Source organism: Flavobacterium sp. (genome assembly GCF_028689845.1).
Taxonomy (GTDB): Bacteria; Bacteroidota; Bacteroidia; order Flavobacteriales; family Flavobacteriaceae; genus Flavobacterium.
Genome location: NZ_JAQVCH010000001.1, coordinates 275020 through 292454, shown reverse-complemented (window position 1 = coordinate 292454; position 17435 = coordinate 275020). Strand labels below are relative to the sequence as shown.

The following is a 17435-nucleotide window of genomic DNA, read 5'->3' as shown; positions in this document are numbered from 1 at the left end:
AATCGTTAAACTTATAAATTCTGCAAAGGTTTTCAAAAACTTTACGAACTTTGCAGCATATACAAATTCATTTATGTCTAAAATTCTTACTGGAATACAAGCCACCGGAACGCCTCATTTAGGAAATTTATTAGGAGCTCTTTTACCTGCCATACAAATGGCAAATCAACCAGAAAATGACTCTTTTTTGTTCATTGCAGATTTACATTCAATCACGCAAATTAAAGATGGAGCAACTTTAAAAGAAAATACTTATAGCGTTGCGGCTACTTGGTTAGCTTGTGGATTAAATGTTGATAAAGTAATTTTTTACAGACAAAGTGATGTGCCACAAACGACCGAATTAACTTGGTATTTGAGTTGTTTTTTCCCATTTCAACGGTTGACCTTGGCCCATTCTTTTAAAGATAAGGCCGATCGTTTGGAAGATGTCAATGCCGGTTTATTTTCTTATCCGATGTTGATGGCTGCCGACATTTTATTGTATGATGCCGAAATTATTCCGGTAGGAAAAGATCAATTGCAACATATTGAAATTACACGCGATGTTGCGGCTCGTTTTAATCATCAAATGGGAGAAACGTTTGTATTACCCGAAGCGAAAATACAAGAAGAAACAATGTATATTCCCGGAACAGATGGTCAAAAAATGAGTAAGTCAAGAGGTAATTTTATCAATATTTTTTTAGATGATAAAGCTCTACGTAAACAAATTATGTCGATTGAAACCGATAGCAAACCGTTAGAAGAGCCAAAAGATACCGAAACATGTAAGGTTTTTGCGATTTACAAATTATTGGCTAATGAGGCACAACTCAAGCAAATGACCGCAAATTATAACGAAGGAAATTATGGTTATGGACAGGCTAAACAAGCCTTGTTTGATTTAATCATAAACCGTTTTAAAACAGAAAGAGAAAAATACCACTACTATATGAATAACCTTACTGAAGTGGATGAAGCCTTGGCAATCGGAGCTGCAAAAGCTAGCTTGATAGCCAACGGTGTTTTAGAAAGAGTAAGGGAAAAATTAGGGTTTATCAAATGAAAAAAGGTGTTATTTTAGTTTTTTTAATGTGTGTTTTTTCAGCATTTAGCCAAGAAAAACAAGCGGTATACTTGATATTTAATCAAGATGCCTCAGCCACTTGCGACTTTCCCGTTCGGAGAGATCCAGTAAAGAAAATAAAACTTACCTATACCCAAAAAAGACATCGCAAAGTAAATATTACACGATTTATTTTTTGTCGAAATATTTTTGTGTTTGAATTGATGAAAAATAAATTCGAAACAGTCGATGCATCGGCACTTTCATCCTATAAAATTGTAACAATGCAAGATCTTTTGGCAAAGGAAGAAGAAATGGAATTCAAAAAAGACATCAATGCGTTATTTCCAGAAATTTATCTTCTGGAATCTATCGAAAATAACCAATATGCCAAGTATGAAATTGTTTGGGAAAAAGTGCAATAGCTAAATTGCCTCAAATAATTTTCCTGGCAATGGACGAATTACGCCTTTCAATTCCATCGTCAACAAAATAGACGAAAGTTGATATATTGGTAGTTCACATTCCAACGCAATCAAATCCATGACCTCTTTCCCGTTTTTAAGCAAAAAATCATAAACTTTTTGCTCCATCGGTTCCAGAGCGATAAATAATTGTTTTTGAATGGATTTGGATTGTTTAAAACCCACTTCCCAATTTAAAATATAAACCAAATCGGCTGCCGAAGAAAGCAAATGAGCTCGCTGGGTTTTAATTAAATTATTACAACCTAAACTGTATTTGTCTGTAATTCTTCCGGGTACTGCAAACACATCACGATTGTAATCATTAGCCAAGGTTGCCGTAATCAAAGAACCCCCTTTATCGGCACTTTCAATCACTATGGTTGCCTCAGACATTCCCGCGACAATACGATTCCGCTTTACAAAATTCTCTTTTTCAGGATTGGAAGTGCTCCAAAACTCGGTTATAAAACCGCCATTTTGCTCCATTTTGGCAACATATTTTTTATGGGTTTTAGGGTAAACTTGATTGAGTCCGTGAGCTAAAACACCAATAGTTTGCAAATTGTTTTCTATGGCCAATTGATGAGCTGTAATATCAACTCCGTAAGCAAAACCGCTGACAATAATTGGATTTAAAGGAGCTAAATCTTCTATTAATTTGCGACAAAATTCCGTGCCATAACTTGTGATGTTTCGTGTTCCAACAATACTAATGATTCTTTTAGCTTTCAAATTGATATTTCCAGCCGAAAATAAAACCGCTGGGCCATCAACACAATGTTTTAGTCGTTCCGGATAATCATCATCTAAGAAGGAGTGAAAAGTAATATTTTCTTTTTCAATAAAATCTAACTCTTTTTGAGCGGTATCAAAAATATGTTTTCCGGAAAGTTTTTTGAGTAAGATTTCTCCAATGCCGTCAATAGCTAAAAGTTTATTTTTTTTAGTGTCAAAAACTTTTTCGGCTGATCCGCAATGATGGATAAGTTTTTTAGCAACGATGTCGCCTACTCCTTCCACCTGCAATAATGCGAGCGTATAATATAATTCTGATGTTGTCATGGCGTATAAATGAATTTCAAAGTAACATAAATTTTAGGTCATATTGAAATTTTTCAACCTCTTTTTCATCATTTAGAACGAAGTTTATGTTAAAATTGGAATGTCTGTAGAAACTAAACTTTTAACCGTGAAATAGTTATCAAGTTCTGCTAAATTGTTAATAAAATTTGTGGATAAAATTTTGATTCGGGGGTGATATCTTTTTCCTTTGTTGTGATGAGAATAGAGCAATACATATCCCAATTATTATATCGTTACCAATGTGTAACCGTACCTGGTTTTGGGGCATTTTTAACCGAAAACCGTCCTGCTCAACTCGTAGAAGAGACGCATACTTTTTATCCACCTAAAAAAGTTGTTTTATTTAATTTTCATTTAAAAAACAACGATGGCTTGTTGGCCAACCAATTGGCTCATGGCGAAAAAATATCCTATGAACAAGCGGTTACACTTCTTGAAAATGAGGTCGCTACTTGGAAAATAGCTCTTCAAAAAAATGAAGCAATTTCGCTTAAAAATATTGGCAAATTATCGTTAAATAGTGAAAAAAACATTGTTTTTGAACCTATTGATCAACTTAATTATGCGATGACTTCTTTTGGATTGACGTCCTTTGTATCGCCAAGAATTAAACGGGAAGTTTACAAAGAAGAAGTCGAAAAAATAGAAGAAAAAGCACCGATTGTTTTTACGCCCGAAAGAAGAGCGACACCTTGGTTAAAATATGCTGCTATTTTTGCTTTTAGTATTGGAATTGCTGGATATTTTGGAAACCAATGGCATCAAACTAAAATTGCTTCTGAAACTTTATTGGTTGAAAAAGCAGTTCAACAAAAAGTTGAAAACAAAATTCAAGAAGCCACTTTTTTTATAGAAAATCCACTTCCCTCTGTTTCTTTAACTATTAAAGAAGAAAAAACAGAACGTCATTATCACGTTGTAGCTGGAGCTTATAAAGAAAACAATAATGCGGAACGTGCTCTGCAATCCTTATTAAAATTAGGTTACGAAGCTAAAATTATCAGCCCTAATAAATACGGTTTACATCCTGTTCTTTATGGAAGTTATGCCTCTTTAGAAGAAGCTAAAACGGCTTTGCAAACAATCAAACAAGCTCACAATAAAGAAGCTTGGATGTTGGTATTAGACCTAGAAAATTAAACCCTTTGCCCAAAATATTGTTTATTTCAAGAAGCTTCGTTTTTAGAAGCTTTTTTTGTGTCTTCGCTTCTCATTAGATTCTAATTGAATTTTCTACCTTTGCAAAAAAAAGTATGCAAACCAATTATCCGTCCGATTCTATCACCACGTTAACAGACATCGTTTTACCGGGTGAAACCAATCCCTTAAACAATCTTTTTGGAGGCGAATTACTTGCTCGTATGGATAGAGCAGCCAGCATTACCGCAAGAAGACATTCTCGTAGGGTTTGTGTCACGGCTTCTGTAAACCATGTGGCGTTTAATAAGGCCATTCCGCTTGGGAGCGTTGTAACGGTGGAAGCCAAGGTTTCTAGGGCTTTTAACACCTCTATGGAGATTTACCTAGATGTTTGGATAGAAGACATTCAATCTGGCGTTAAAAGCAAAGCCAATGAAGGAATTTATACTTTTGTAGCAGTAGATGAAACAGGATCTCCGGTGGCTGTACATCAAGTGAATCCACAAACAGAGTTGGAAAAGCAACGTTTTGATGCCGCTTTGCGTAGAAAACAATTGAGCTTAGTGTTAGCAGGAAAAATGAAACCTAGTGACGCAACCGAATTAAAAGCATTATTTAAATAAAAAAAATCCGAAGCTATTAAAACTTCGGATTTTATTTTTTACATATTATATAGCCAACCTTGCGGATTTAGAAATGTATCATTTTGAAGGACAGAAAACTTTAGTGACGTTTTACCCGTAGAATCATTTGTTCTAATTTTTCCGATGGTTTGTTTAATACTCACTTTGTCGCCTTTGGAAACAGAAACGGAAGTTAAGTTTTGATAAACGGTAATAAAATCTCCGTGACGGATCATAACAAGGGTATTGATAGGCGATAAAATCTGAATAGAATACACTTCACCAGCAAAAACGGCACGAGCAGAAGACCCAGATTCTGTGGTGATTTCTACGCCATTACTATGCACCGTTAACTTTGGCTGTATCGGATGCGGCTGATCGCCAAATTTTTGAGAAACAAATCCTTTTTCTACCGGCCAGGGTAATTTTCCTTTATTTGTTTTAAAATTATTGGATTCAATTTTCCCTTCTTCTGTTAAAAGAATTTTAGTAGCCGATGTTCCCGTTGATTTCGTTTTGGTTCCACTTTTCTTCTCGGTTTTTTTATTCTCTGCAGCAATAGCTTCTCGGATAATTCGCTGTATTTTTTTATCAATTTCATTTGCTTCTTGTTGCTTCTTTTTAATTTCTGCTAAAATCTTCTTTTGGTCTTTTTTGATTGATTTAACTAGCTTTTCTTGTTCTTGTTTTTCTTGAACTAATGCTAATTTTTCTTGCTCTTGCTCTGCAATCAGTTTCACTTTTTCAGATTTTAACCCATTGAGCTTTTCATTATAAACGGCTAATTCACTTGATTTGATATTGATTTCATCTCCTTGACTTTTTCGATAACCCGCATATTGCTTCATATATTGCACGCGTTTGTATGCCTGCATAAAGTTTTGCGACGACAACAAAAACATCACTCTACTGCGTTCTGAACGGCTTTTATAGGACTTGACAATCATATTGGCGTAATCCTCTTTTAAAACCTCTAATTCTTTTTTAAGTTTATTAATTTTTAGTTGATTGGTATAAATATCATCACTGAGCAATTTGGCTTGCTTTTCTGTGGTGTTGATTAGTTTTTCGCGTAAGTCAATTTTGGCATTTTGCTGTTGAATAACCACTACAATTGACTTTTCCTTTTTTCTAGTTTCCTGTAAAACACGCTCATTGACCCGAATCTCTTCTAGTAATTTTTCTTTACGTTCTTCTAGTTTTTGTTGCGAATTAGGTTGGGCCCAAGCGATGGACATAAAGAGAAGAAGGAAAAAAGTATAAACTATTTTGTTCATGGATTGAGGTTTAGTTTTCAATGTAAATTCTGTCATAATTACCTGGAACACTATATGGAAAAGATAACGCTTCGTTAAATGTTATCGTATTATAATTTAATAAAATGGTGCTTTTTCCCTTTTCTTGAGCGGCTTCAATCAAAATAGTTAAAGGCAAAAGAGCTTCATTATATTCGTTATGATTTGGATAAGAAACCTGAAATGATCTGTTTTTTTTGGGCTGCTGAATCACTTGTTTTTTTAAAACAAATTTTGATGATTCAAAAAAAAAGGCTTTTTGATTTTCAGTATTGCCCATTTCTTCCACTTTATACATTTTATCTTCAATACTTGCTGTATATGATTTTTGCCTTAAATCGTCAATAGCCTGACCCAATAATAAGTTTTGGATTTTATAAAAATCTAAATCGGTTCCAAGCCAATTGCTTAGCGTCGAATAATCTCCTTCAAAATAATTGTTGCCGTTTTTTTCATAATATTTCACTTCTGTTGGCGTAATTAATGCTTTGGCCATCGTGATTCCGACAAAACGAATGCTGACTAAAATTTGTTCGTCTTTTTGCATTTTTATTTCTGCCGTAAAGCTCATCGATTGTTTGTCGTCTTTATATTTTGCATTTGCACGGATATAAAGCGTTGAAAAAGATTCTTTTAAATCATAATGATTTTGAATGATTTTATTAGCCTCCATGTTCTTGGTAGCTTTACCGTCAAAAACTCCTTTTGTGGATTTACATCCTATTAAAGAAAATAAAAGAACTACTACGATTAAAAATTGCTTCATGGATTTGTTCCTTTTATTAATTTTTGTGCTTTAATAAAATAGTTTTCTTTCTTCTTCTCATCACCTAAACCCTGATATGCTTCGCTTAGTTGAAGATAAAAATTTGCTTCTAATAATTGATTTTCTATAATATAATCGAGACCTGTTTCAAGTTGATCTTTTGCTTTTTTAAACTGTGTTAATTGATTATTTGCCCATCCGGCATAATAATAAAATTCAGGTTGTAACGGATATAATTCGATGTAATTTTCGGCTTTTTTAGATTGCATTTCCCATTGAGTGGTTTGAGAATAGCTGTAAAGCAACAAAAGCACGTTTTCTATATCTTCGGGATTGGTTTTAGTATAGCGTTCGTAATACTTGATTGCATTTATCCAATCTTGTTTATTTTGATAAAACTTACCCACTTCTTTAGCAACTTTCACTTCAGAATCATCATTAAAAAAAGTCATGGCTCTATCTAAATCGCTCGTCAATTCGGGCCTGTTTTTGGCAAAAATGAGAAACTCGTTGAAAACCCGATGTTTAATTTTTTTGTCAATTTTTGGACTGGCCAAAATTTTGTGTAAGCTTTCTGCTGCTTTAGCCCCTTCTTCTTTGTCTATTGCAAATTTAAATAAACTCACTTGTGCCCAATCCGAGGTTGGAATTTGTTTTTCTAAGCGTTTAGCTATTTCAATCGCTTTATCTTCTTCGTTGCTTTCTGAATATAAATAAATTAATGCAACATAATTTGATTCTTCTTTTGGGTTTTTATCGATTGCTTGCAATAAAATAGTTGCTTTTTGACCTTGGTAGCGAGTTGTTGACATGATTTGTTGTCGAAATTGCTCTCGAACTTCTGTTTTGCCAACAGTTTCCGTCAATTCATCAATCAAAGCTAAGGCTTTATCGTATTGTTGTGTAAACATGTAAAGCGACACTAAATCTTCTTTATATTCTTTTTTAAACGCAATGAGTTTTTGAATATTGACGATGGCATTTTCATAATTCCGAGTAGCATATGAAACATCATACAAACCCACCCAATACCATCGGTTAGAAGGATCTAGCTCGGTTGCTCGTTCAAAACTTTGATAGGCTTTTGTATATTCTTTTTGATAAAAATAATTTTTACCAAATTCAAAGTGAATAACCGGATTATTAGGTTCTAATTGTAAACATTTTTCTAAAGCGGCGATGGCTTTATCATAATTTTCTATTCCTTTTTCTTTCAGCGATTCGTAGAATGAAATTTGAAAGGCATCATTTTCTAACGCAATATCTTCAGGTTCTTGTTGAGCCCAAAGACCAATCGGTTGGCCTAGCAAGCCAAGAAAAAGTAAATAGAAAAAGATATTTTGTTTCATTTATATTTTATTCTAAAACGGAATAATCGCCAATGCTCACTTTTGTAAAATCGCCATCATAAGAAACATGATTTCCAATCATCGCATTAGTTAACTTGGCATTTTTAATCGTTGTATGTGTCTGAATCAAACTGTTAGAAATGGTGCTGTTAGAAACACGACAACCTTTTCCTAACGATACATTTGGACCAATGGTAGCGTTGCTTAAAACAACCCCTTCACCAATATAACAAGGTGGAATAATTGTTGCGTTTTCTAATTTTACGTGTTCATCAATTAAATGTTCACCATCATGGTGTAAGAAACCTAACATTCTGTTGTTGGTATCCACTGTAACGTCTTTATTTCCGCAATCCATCCATTCATCTACCTGACCTGGTACAAATTTCATGCCTTTTGCCATCATTTGTTTAATTCCGTCATTAATTTGATATTCCCCTCCGTGAATGATATTATTATCTAACACCAATTGCAATTCATTTTTTAAGACGGCAACATCTTTGAAATAGTAAATTCCAATCACCGCCAAGTCAGATACAAATTCTTTCGGTTTTTCGACTAATTCTACTATCTCATTAGCTTCGTTTAAATTAATAACGCCAAAAGCTTCGGGTTGGTCTACTTGTTTCACCCAAATAACGCTATCCGCGGATTTATCTAAATCAAAATCAGCTCGAATTAATGTATCGGCATACGCAATCACCGCAGGTCCACTTAACGAATCTTTAGCACACATAATGGCGTGACCTGTTCCTAATGCTTCATTTTGATAATAAATGGTTCCTTTTGCTCCTAATTTTTCGGCAATAGCAATTAATTCAGACTCCACTGTTTTTCCAAAACTTTCGTGAATAATAAAAGCCACTTCCTCAATCGCTTGATTTAAAACGCCTGCGATATCTTCCACCAAACGGTGAACGATAGGTTTTCCAGCAATAGGAATTAAAGGTTTGGGAATGGTTAAGGTATGTGGTCTTAGTCTTGAGCCTCTGCCGGCCATGGGTACGATTATTTTCATATTTAATTGAAAGATTAAAAAATTTAAAGAGTAAACTTATCTTTAAAACTTTGAATTATTAAATTTATTTATTTTACTCCTGTGCTTCCAAAACCACCGGCTCCTCTTGATGTCTCAGATAATTCTGTTACTTCTAGCCATTCTGCACGTTCATGTTTGGCAAGGATTAATTGGGCAATTCGTTCGCCGTTTTCAATGATAAAATCATCTTTGGATAAATTTACTAAAATTACACCAATTTCTCCTCGATAATCTGCATCAACGGTTCCTGGTGAATTTAATACTGTAATTCCTTTTTTGGCTGCCAATCCGCTTCTCGGACGAACTTGTGCTTCATATCCAATTGGTAATTCGATAAACAAGCCAGTTTTAACAATGGTTCTTTCTAACGATTTTAACGTGATTGGTTCAGCTAAATTAGCTCTTAAATCCATTCCGGCTGATGCTATGGTTTCATAGTTTGGTAACGGATGTGCGGATGTATTGATGATTTTAATTTGCATTTATGTCGTTTTTTTCAAAAGTTGTAAAATTGTTCCTTTTTCGTTCCGAAATACAAAATAAACGAAAAGAATTAAAAGACCAATTCCAATTGCATAATTTTCTCTAAATCCGTAAAAATAAACTACCGAAAATAAGGTGGAAATTCCCAAATAACTTCCGATTTTTTTTAAATCATACGGAATTGGATAATAGCGATTTCCTAAATAATAAGACAAAACCATCATGCTTCCGTAAGCAGCAATAGTTGCAATGGCAGAACCCACATAACTAAATTTTGAAATCAAGAGAAAGTTAAGTGCCAAGGTAATGATGGCACCCACAATCGAAATATAGGCTCCCATTTTGGTTTTATCGGTCAATTTATACCAAACCGATAAGTTGTGATAAATTCCTAAGAAAAAGTTGGCCAAAATAATTAACGGTACCACTTTCATGGCTTCCCAATAGGATTCATCTCGAATGATAAGTACTTTGAGCAAATCGGCAAATACAATAACCGCCAATAAAATAACCGAACCAAAAATGATAAAATAATGCGTAATCATGGCATAGGTTTTTGGAGCGTCTTCATTATTAGCATGGCTAAAGAAAAAAGGTTCTACTCCTAAACGGAATGCGGTTGCAAATAAGGTCATAAACAATGCTAATTTGTAACAAGCAGAGTAAGCTCCAATATCAATTTTAGCGATATTTTGAGGCAACAAATAATCTAACAAAATACGATCAAAGGTTTCATTGATGGCAAAAGCAATTCCGGCGACTAAAATTGGAAGAGCATAGTTCATCATTTTTTTCCAAAGCTTAAAATCAAAATACCATTGAATATGCAAATAATTAGGCAATAGAACCAATAACGTTATTAAACTGGCAATAATATTGGCTACAAAAATATAACCAATTTGAAAATTTTCAATGTATAAACTCGCCATAAACCCATCGGGATGGTCTATCGCTATTTGAGGTAAATACAATAAAAAGAAAATGTTTAAAGATAAATTAACTGCTACATTTCCAACTTTGACAAGTGCATAAGTCATTGGTTTTTGATAGACTCTCAGTTTGGAAAACGGGATAATCACCAAAGCATCTAACACTAAAATCCAAATGGTATACGTAATGTATTCTACCTCGATATTAGTCAGTTCTGCGAGTGTATTTCGAAATAATAGAGAAACAATTAAAAAAAGTAAGGTAGTCCAAAAGATGGAAACGGTTGCTGTCCCGATAACCGTTTTTTTGCTCGTATCGCTATGATAAAATCGAAAAAAAGCAGTTTCCATGCCATAAGCCAAAAGCACATTGAGCAAAACCATCCACGAAAAAATAACGGAAACTTCGCCATATTCTTGCACGTTTAGCACTTTTGGATTAGTATAAAGCGGCACTAAAATAAAACTAAACATTCTAGGCAACACCGTAGCGAGACCGTAAATGGCAGTTTGTTTAAATAGTGATTTATAGATGCTCAAGTGAGTTTTTTTTAACGGTTCAAATTTAGCTCAAAAAAAATGGAATGCCACTGATTCACTGAATTATTCTAAACTTAATCAAGAAACAAAATAGAATAAAACGCTACGTTATTAGAAGTTTGCTCTCTCTACTACTTTTTTAAATTTATAATGCTGAACTTGATTATTAATTTTATAAGTCAATACCGCTTCTGCTGGAGTTAAATTGAATGGTAAATTTTGTTCTAATGGAGGTTGATTTCCGTATTCATTAGACACATCGCCATCTAAAACTAAGGCTTTTGTATCAATTTTAAATTGAACTTGGTTGAATTTTAGTTCCGGATTTGTTGCTGTTTTTCCTCGAAAGTAGAGCTTCTCAAAAACAAATGTTGATGGAATTGCTTTTTCAAATTCGACTGTAAAAACGAGTTGATTTTCGCTTTTACTATAAAAATAATCTTTAATTGGAATAGGGAAAGTTTGTTGAAAGCTCTCTTTTGGAGCACAACTTACTAAAAACAAAACTATTAAAACGAAAATTTTTCTCATATTTTATTCTTCAAAAAACCTTACAAAATGAAATCCTTTCGGTTCAAATCCATGATTGTAATAGAATTTGTGAGCTGGGAAATTATGTGTATAAGCATCTAAAGCTACGGATTTGCAATCTAATTCTTTCGCTTTGTTTACCAAATACTCGGTTAATAATTTTCCAACACCTTTCGAGCGGTGGTCAGGATGAACAATAACGTTATCTAACTCTAAATATTTTCCGCACCACAATTTTGTTCCAACCCAAAAACCAGATAAACCAATAGCTTGGTCTTTTTCAAAAACCACAACTTGTTTGTAGTTGTTTGGAAGCATTTCTTGGAGTAAATTAGCATAAATTTCTACGGTATAATCAGGATATAATTGCTGAATTAAATGCAATTGGTTGAGCATTTCTTCTTTAGAATGGAGTTCTAGTAGGGTTAACATGAAAATGAAATCAATTTTTATTTGTTCAAAGATATAAAATAAAAAAGTTACTCATTAGTTTGACTCTCTTTTCATTTACTTCTTCACAAACCTACCATAATACTCACCCTCCAAACCATCTACTTTTAAAAAATAAGCTCCGGCCTCGAGTTTTGAAACATTTATTTGGCTGGTCGTTGAATAACTAAAATACACTTTTTGACCCAATGTATTAAAAATTGTAACCGATGAAATAATACTGTTTTCTAAATTGATGTTTAGAACATCGTTTACAGGGTTTGGGTAAATCGCAACTTTACTTTTTTTGAACTCTTGATTGCTTAAATTGCAATCGCTGTTAACAGTTATAGTTTGAGCTGAACCGCAGTTATCAAGGAAATTTTGTACGGCAACTAGTTCACTTTCATCAGCACAAATGGTGGTTAGGTTGGGGTTGCCTGTTTTCCAACAGTCGTTAAAATTTACATTACTAAAATCTTGATTGATGCCGTTTTTTATAGTTAAAGAAGTAAGATTGTTATTACTACAATATAATTTTGTAAATAATGGATTACTACTAAAATCTAGTTCAGATAATAAATTATTATTACATACAACTTGGTTAATATTTGGTAGCAAAGAAAAATTAATTTCTGTAATATTATTATTAGAAAAATTTAAACCCACCAAATTAATTAAACCCGTTAAATCTAAATCTGATAAATTATTGTTATCGCATCTAAATTGAATTAAATTAGTCAAAGTTGATAAGTTTACACTTGTAATTTGATTCACATTAATATATAAATATTGCAAATTTGTAAAATATTCAATACCCGTTAAATCACTAATATTTGAAACCGCTACAAACAAGTAGTTAACCATCAACGCTTCACTAATTTCAATTTCTCCATTAGCATTGGTGTCAATAATAGCACCCGCAGCTGTTAGATTGGTAGTGTTTGCTTGAAGCAACTTATTCTTGAAATTTTGGTCCGGAATGTTTATTACTTGGGCATTTGAAATAACACAAATAAAAAATATAAATATGCTTTTCATAACCTTAATTTTTAATTATTCTCTTATTGACCACATTATCAATTAAAATAATTTGAATTAAATAAGTGCCATTTGAAAAACGACTTAAATCAATTATTTCTTCATTAGTTTGTTGAATGGAATTACTAAAAAGGACTTGACCTAATGCAGAAAACACCTTAATATTGCCTTTATCAATTGTGTTTTGAAAAGAAACTGTAAAAATATCTTTTGAAGGATTAGGATATATAGACACTAAATTGTCATCTAGTTTTTCTTTTATATTTGTAGAGGCACTTTTTGCTGTGCTCATTACATTTATCCAACCATAAGTAGTGGAACAAGCATTCGGAAAAATATAATCACAAATTTCATACGTAAAGTTATAATATCCTGTGGGGATATTATTATTTAGTGGGATTACAGTTCCATTGTTTAAAATATTAAAATTCCCAGCTAATTCAGTTTGATTAATAGTGGAAATTGTGACATTATTATTCAAAACGGCACCCACAAAACTATTAGGAGCAGAAAACCCACAATCAGCGGCATAGCCATCGTTTGTTAAAATGTTGAAGCTTGTAGGGTCGTCATGGTTTGAGCCTAAAAATGTACCGCTGGTATCAAAATTAAAAACATCTGTTACTGCTCGAACTGTGTTATAAATTGTAAAACTCACTATAATATCATACACACAACCCGTTGTGCTTCCTGTTGGGCAAAGTGTGTAGGTAAAAATATAATCACCTGGCAAAGCATTTGCAGGTACATTAACAGTGCCATCGGGGTTAATCGAAAATCCTGCGGGAGCAATAATATTGCTAAAAGTCACATTTTCTGAGGTGGCACGAATTTCGCCATAGGCTACACCGCTTAAAAAGGATTGTTCCGTTATATAAGCATCAGGTTTATAGCATACATCTACCAAAAACTTTACTTTTGCATTTAATGCACCGTCAAAAATGTTAAGTGTTATTCTTTTATTTTCGCTATGTAAACATCTATTTTCTAATATATAATCAAAGGAGTATAACCCAGGGGGTAAATCTGGTGGTAAATTTAAAGTACCATCATTATTTACTGTAATATTGTGAGTAAACCCAATTAATGAAATCGTTAGTCCTAAAAAATTTGATGTAATTGGTTCTCCATTAAACAAATCATTATTTAAAATACTTGGAGATAAATGGGGTTCAGGCATGTAAGGTAAATAAAAATAATCTTCGTTAGCCATTAGTTCACCTGAAGTAATTACAGTAACTGTTATTGTTATTGGTTCAATACAATTGCCATCTGCAAAAAAAGTATAATCCCCTGTTTCAACATTATTAATAATAGCTGGTATCCATACACCATTTAAATTATTATCAGAAATACCAGGCAATCTTGGAGGAATAGAACCTTTGCAAATAGTAGTTAGAAAACTAAACTCTGGGATTACGTATCGGTCTATAATATTAACAATTATACTAGAAGATGATGAACAAGAGTCAGAAAGCGTGTATGATAAGGTTACTGTACCTGTATTAACCGTTGTAAGTTTACCAGTTTCAGGAGTAATTGTTGCTATTGAAATGTCAGAACTAGACCACAAGCCGCCAAGAATATTGGAGTAGTAACTTGGATTTTGTCCCGTGCAGACATTTAATCTTCCATTTATATTAATTTCAGGGTTAATTATTTCTACGTTCATTTGGGCAAGAGTTGCACATTGACCATTATCTGGTGTAAAAATATATTGTGTTGAAAGATCAATGTTTATCTCTGGCGACCAAGTGCCTGTAAAACTATTATTAGAGACAGTCGGTAAGGTAAATGTAGCACCGGCACAAACGGGGGCTAAACTCGTAAAAATGGGTGTAAGAGCATTTGTATTGGTAACTTCCACAGTGAGTGTTGTGGGAATTGCACACGAATTTGCATTTGGTGTAAACGTATAAGTTGTGGTTGACTGACTGTTAAAATCAGGACTCCAAGTTCCTGCGAAACCGTTATTTGATTCTGAAGGTAAAGTATAGGCTGCACCAATACAAATTGGGTCAATTGATGAGAATAGCGGAATAATTTCGGCACCAGTCACTAAAATATTTCTAATTAATTCAATCGGGCAACCCGAACTATTTTGATAATGATAGGTAATTGCTATTGTTCCTACTCCGGCTAAAGCGGGGTTAAAAGAATAAGTTCCTGGTGTTGATATAGAGTTTGAAACACCTAGTCCCGAAAAATAACCATCTAAAGGTGTTACATCTAAAAAAGCATGTAAATCCTCAATAATGGATGAAGTACACGTGATTGACTCTGGAAGAATAAATGTGGCACCATTTGTTGGAATTAAAGAGATATTATCTATAAAGTTATAAGAATGAATATAATTATCAATAATTTCATTCTGTTCAATAAAAGAACAACCATTTGAAGGAGAAGAAATAATAGTATTTGTCGAAAATTGGACATTATTAATTCCTCCCAAGTATAAATATTGTTCACCTCCACTAGTAGTTGTAAAATTGAACACGACAGTATCCCACTGATTATCAACAGAATTAATTGTAAAAGTTGCATTTTCTAGAAAAATACCATTACTAATGTCATGATTATTTGGGTATGCTCTTGGAATATAATCTGAACTTAGAAAAGCTTGCACTTTAATTGGATTGGCACTTGTCATTTCTGATAGTGAAATGTTGAAACTTAACTGATAGGCTGTATTAGGCTCTAAAGGAAAAGATAATTTTGAAGTAATTGTTTCATATACATTTAGTTCACTTGAATTAATATGTTTTAAAGCATAAAATCCGGCATGACCTTTACTTGCTAAATTTGTTGGGTTTTGATTTCCAGCACCATTACAAGGGATTGAGGGGCTTCCTATTTGAATTGGTGAATCAATGTGAAAATAATCAGGGCCTGCAATACCATCTTCCCACCAACCACAGGCCAAATTCAAATTTCCCCAGTTATTTGGAATAGATGAATTTTGTTCAAAATCACCATTCAAAATTAAATCACATGGGTTTGGTAAAGGAACACAAGTAGATAATCCTTCAGGATTATTTGGTATCACATAAACATAAATATATGTTATATTTCCTTTTTGTGCCCCGTAAGTTGGTACATAACGTAGTAAATGCAAGCCAACGCTTGTGCTATTAAATTCAATAACGGTTGAAGCATCTCCGGAAGTTACAGACAAAGTAGCATTACCAGTAATATCTTCTAAACCCTCAAATCCCGTTGCGTTTTGATCATTTTGCAAAATATTATAAATATTAATATTGGGAAACATACTAGTATTTCCTAAAAAAGTAAAATTAACAGAATTATTTGCTCCAAAAGTAATTCCATCATTAATTCCTGCAACCATTATACCATCACATATTGAGCCTCCATAATCGTAAAAAGTATCAACTACATTAATTATTGTACCACTTACACCATAGGTAGTATTCACAGCATAGCCTAAATCGCATAAAGCATTTCTTTCTTCTGGTTTTAAAAAACGTTTTGTTACACCATTTCCATTGGCATTACTCATTACAAAATAACTATCATTACCATAAGCAGTGCTGCAACTGGGATAGAGTTCATCTTCAAAATGACTTAAACTACTTCCGCTCTCGTAACAAGTTGGCGTATAAACAGGAACAGTAGAAACCGCTCCAAAATATTTAACCGCATTGTAACAAACCGTAGTGTTTATGGTACTTCCTGTATTGACATTTCCACTTATAGTACAATTGGGGTGTAAAATAGTACTTGACAATAAGGATGAATTGAAAGTATTATTATATAAATTTATAGTTGAATTTGTAGAAAGTAAAGGAACATTTGTATCGCTTTTTAAAAACAAATCATATCGGGAAAAATAATTAAAATCGTCAGAAAATTTTGAGCTTCCATCAACATCAATTAAACTATTAAAACCTAATGCGTGAGTTATTTCATGGAGTACTACGGTATAAAGATCTTTTTCTGTTGTACTTGCAAATACAGAAGTGTCTAAATTCCAATTAATTGATGCATCAAAGTTAAAAGCCATATAACCGTGAAAAAATATTCCAGAAGAGTTTGATCCACTACCAGCAGTAATTAAAGGATTCACAACATTTGTGTAAGAATCTATTCCATTGTGAATTGTTTTCCAAATTTCATTGTCCGTTATTCCTCCTGTAGTAGCACTTGCAGGAAAATTATAAAAACCACTTGCTAAACCTAATGCTTGTGGTGATATGTCTGGTATATTAGCAATATTTCTAACCCATATATTTACTTTTGTGGTTGAAGTTGGTTGTAATGCAGAAGACGATGTTGTTAAAAAAGCAGATAAATCCTCAAATACATTACAAATAACTTGTCGCCTTAAATTATGTTCAATAATTGAATTATCTTCACAACCACTTCCTTCTTCAAAATACAAATTAAAAATGGAATTGTTTGAACAGGATAATAAAGTTACTCTACTTTGTGCATTACTTTGTGTATTTATTAGAATATCATTAAATGTATATTGATTTCCGCTTTTATCAAAAATAGTATCCATCACACCACCTGGTGTAAAATGGTTTGGTTGGGGTACTTGTGCGTGAATTAAATAATTCATTAAACAGAAAGTAAAAATAAGTAACTTAACAAACTTTAATTGTTGCGTATTGCGTATTGCGTATTGCGTATTGCGTATTGCGTATTGCGT

15 protein-coding genes are annotated in these 17435 nt (G+C 33.1%); 4 read left to right on the top strand and 11 right to left on the bottom strand.

What is annotated here, in order from left to right; genetic code table 11:
- Positions 1 to 73: 73 nt before the first annotated feature.
- Both trpS and PHR76_RS01105 read left to right on the top strand, forming a co-directional pair.
- The gene (gene trpS, locus PHR76_RS01110) at positions 74 to 1048 is read left to right on the top strand and encodes a tryptophan--tRNA ligase (RefSeq protein WP_300057428.1); all 975 of its coding nucleotides are present in this window, start codon (positions 74 to 76) and stop codon (positions 1046 to 1048) included.
- Positions 1045 to 1473, top strand: a complete 429-nt coding sequence (locus PHR76_RS01105) for a hypothetical protein (protein ID WP_300057425.1) — start codon at positions 1045 to 1047, stop codon at positions 1471 to 1473. The genes trpS and PHR76_RS01105 overlap by 4 nt, the downstream gene beginning before the upstream one ends.
- Here the strand turns inward: PHR76_RS01105 and dprA are convergent, their stop codons facing one another.
- A complete protein-coding gene (dprA, locus tag PHR76_RS01100) occupies positions 1474 to 2577 on the bottom strand; it encodes a DNA-processing protein DprA (RefSeq protein WP_300057422.1) in 1104 nt (367 codons plus the stop codon).
- Positions 2578 to 2793: 216 nt separating this feature from the next.
- Here dprA and PHR76_RS01095 point away from each other — a divergent pair, with 216 nt between their 5' ends.
- Positions 2794 to 3738 (top strand): SPOR domain-containing protein, encoded by a 945-nt coding sequence (locus PHR76_RS01095; RefSeq protein ID WP_300057419.1) that lies wholly within the window; start codon positions 2794 to 2796, stop codon positions 3736 to 3738.
- 113 nt (positions 3739 to 3851) lie between these two features.
- The gene (locus tag PHR76_RS01090) at positions 3852 to 4361 is read left to right on the top strand and encodes an acyl-CoA thioesterase (protein WP_300057416.1); all 510 of its coding nucleotides are present in this window, start codon (positions 3852 to 3854) and stop codon (positions 4359 to 4361) included.
- 38 nt (positions 4362 to 4399) lie between these two features.
- Here PHR76_RS01090 and PHR76_RS01085 read toward each other — a convergent pair whose 3' ends face one another.
- The 10 genes from PHR76_RS01085 to PHR76_RS01040 all read right to left on the bottom strand — a co-directional run bounded on the left by PHR76_RS01085 (position 4400) and on the right by PHR76_RS01040 (position 17345).
- Positions 4400 to 5638: a peptidoglycan DD-metalloendopeptidase family protein gene (locus tag PHR76_RS01085; RefSeq protein ID WP_300057413.1), complete on the bottom strand. Its 1239-nt coding sequence runs from the start codon at positions 5636 to 5638 to the stop codon at positions 4400 to 4402.
- Positions 5639 to 5648: 10 nt separating this feature from the next.
- Positions 5649 to 6422, bottom strand: a complete 774-nt coding sequence (locus PHR76_RS01080; RefSeq protein WP_300057410.1) for a DUF4292 domain-containing protein — start codon at positions 6420 to 6422, stop codon at positions 5649 to 5651.
- Entirely contained in the window at positions 6419 to 7771 is a 1353-nt protein-coding gene (locus tag PHR76_RS01075) for a tetratricopeptide repeat protein (RefSeq protein WP_300057407.1), read from the bottom strand. Before PHR76_RS01075 ends, PHR76_RS01080 begins: the two co-directional genes overlap by 4 nt.
- Before the next feature lie 7 nt (positions 7772 to 7778).
- A complete protein-coding gene (locus PHR76_RS01070; protein WP_300057404.1) occupies positions 7779 to 8789 on the bottom strand; it encodes a sugar phosphate nucleotidyltransferase in 1011 nt (336 codons plus the stop codon).
- Between the two features lie 68 nt (positions 8790 to 8857).
- Positions 8858 to 9292, bottom strand: coding sequence for a dUTP diphosphatase (gene dut, locus PHR76_RS01065; protein ID WP_300057401.1), 435 nt, complete (start codon positions 9290 to 9292; stop codon positions 8858 to 8860).
- On the bottom strand, positions 9293 to 10762 hold the full coding sequence (locus PHR76_RS01060) for a polysaccharide biosynthesis C-terminal domain-containing protein (RefSeq protein ID WP_300057398.1): 1470 nt from the start codon (positions 10760 to 10762) through the stop codon (positions 9293 to 9295).
- Between the two features lie 111 nt (positions 10763 to 10873).
- The gene (locus tag PHR76_RS01055) at positions 10874 to 11293 is read right to left on the bottom strand and encodes a hypothetical protein (protein WP_300057395.1); all 420 of its coding nucleotides are present in this window, start codon (positions 11291 to 11293) and stop codon (positions 10874 to 10876) included.
- A gap of 3 nt (positions 11294 to 11296) precedes the next feature.
- Positions 11297 to 11725 (bottom strand): GNAT family N-acetyltransferase, encoded by a 429-nt coding sequence (locus PHR76_RS01050; protein ID WP_300057392.1) that lies wholly within the window; start codon positions 11723 to 11725, stop codon positions 11297 to 11299.
- Positions 11726 to 11800: 75 nt separating this feature from the next.
- Complete coding sequence (locus tag PHR76_RS01045; RefSeq protein ID WP_300057389.1) at positions 11801 to 12763, bottom strand: T9SS type A sorting domain-containing protein; 963 nt, start codon at positions 12761 to 12763, stop codon at positions 11801 to 11803.
- A 4-nt stretch (positions 12764 to 12767) separates the two neighbouring features.
- Positions 12768 to 17345 (bottom strand): T9SS type A sorting domain-containing protein, encoded by a 4578-nt coding sequence (locus tag PHR76_RS01040; protein WP_300057387.1) that lies wholly within the window; start codon positions 17343 to 17345, stop codon positions 12768 to 12770.
- Between the last annotated feature and the right edge of the window lie 90 nt (positions 17346 to 17435).

Bases quoted from the DNA above. Each gene is read 5' to 3' on its own strand.
- trpS (WP_300057428.1), top strand. From the start codon at position 74: ATGTCTAAAATTCTTACTGGAATACAAGCCACCGGAACGCCTCATTTA.
- PHR76_RS01105 (WP_300057425.1), top strand. From the start codon at position 1,045: ATGAAAAAAGGTGTTATTTTAGTTTTTTTAATGTGTGTTTTTTCAGCA.
- dprA (WP_300057422.1), bottom strand. From the start codon at position 2,577: ATGACAACATCAGAATTATATTATACGCTCGCATTATTGCAGGTGGAA.
- PHR76_RS01095 (WP_300057419.1), top strand. From the start codon at position 2,794: ATGAGAATAGAGCAATACATATCCCAATTATTATATCGTTACCAATGT.
- PHR76_RS01090 (WP_300057416.1), top strand. From the start codon at position 3,852: ATGCAAACCAATTATCCGTCCGATTCTATCACCACGTTAACAGACATC.
- PHR76_RS01085 (WP_300057413.1), bottom strand. From the start codon at position 5,638: ATGAACAAAATAGTTTATACTTTTTTCCTTCTTCTCTTTATGTCCATC.
- PHR76_RS01080 (WP_300057410.1), bottom strand. From the start codon at position 6,422: ATGAAGCAATTTTTAATCGTAGTAGTTCTTTTATTTTCTTTAATAGGA.
- PHR76_RS01075 (WP_300057407.1), bottom strand. From the start codon at position 7,771: ATGAAACAAAATATCTTTTTCTATTTACTTTTTCTTGGCTTGCTAGGC.
- PHR76_RS01070 (WP_300057404.1), bottom strand. From the start codon at position 8,789: ATGAAAATAATCGTACCCATGGCCGGCAGAGGCTCAAGACTAAGACCA.
- dut (WP_300057401.1), bottom strand. From the start codon at position 9,292: ATGCAAATTAAAATCATCAATACATCCGCACATCCGTTACCAAACTAT.
- PHR76_RS01055 (WP_300057395.1), bottom strand. From the start codon at position 11,293: ATGAGAAAAATTTTCGTTTTAATAGTTTTGTTTTTAGTAAGTTGTGCT.
- PHR76_RS01050 (WP_300057392.1), bottom strand. From the start codon at position 11,725: ATGTTAACCCTACTAGAACTCCATTCTAAAGAAGAAATGCTCAACCAA.
- PHR76_RS01045 (WP_300057389.1), bottom strand. From the start codon at position 12,763: ATGAAAAGCATATTTATATTTTTTATTTGTGTTATTTCAAATGCCCAA.
- PHR76_RS01040 (WP_300057387.1), bottom strand. From the start codon at position 17,345: ATGAATTATTTAATTCACGCACAAGTACCCCAACCAAACCATTTTACA.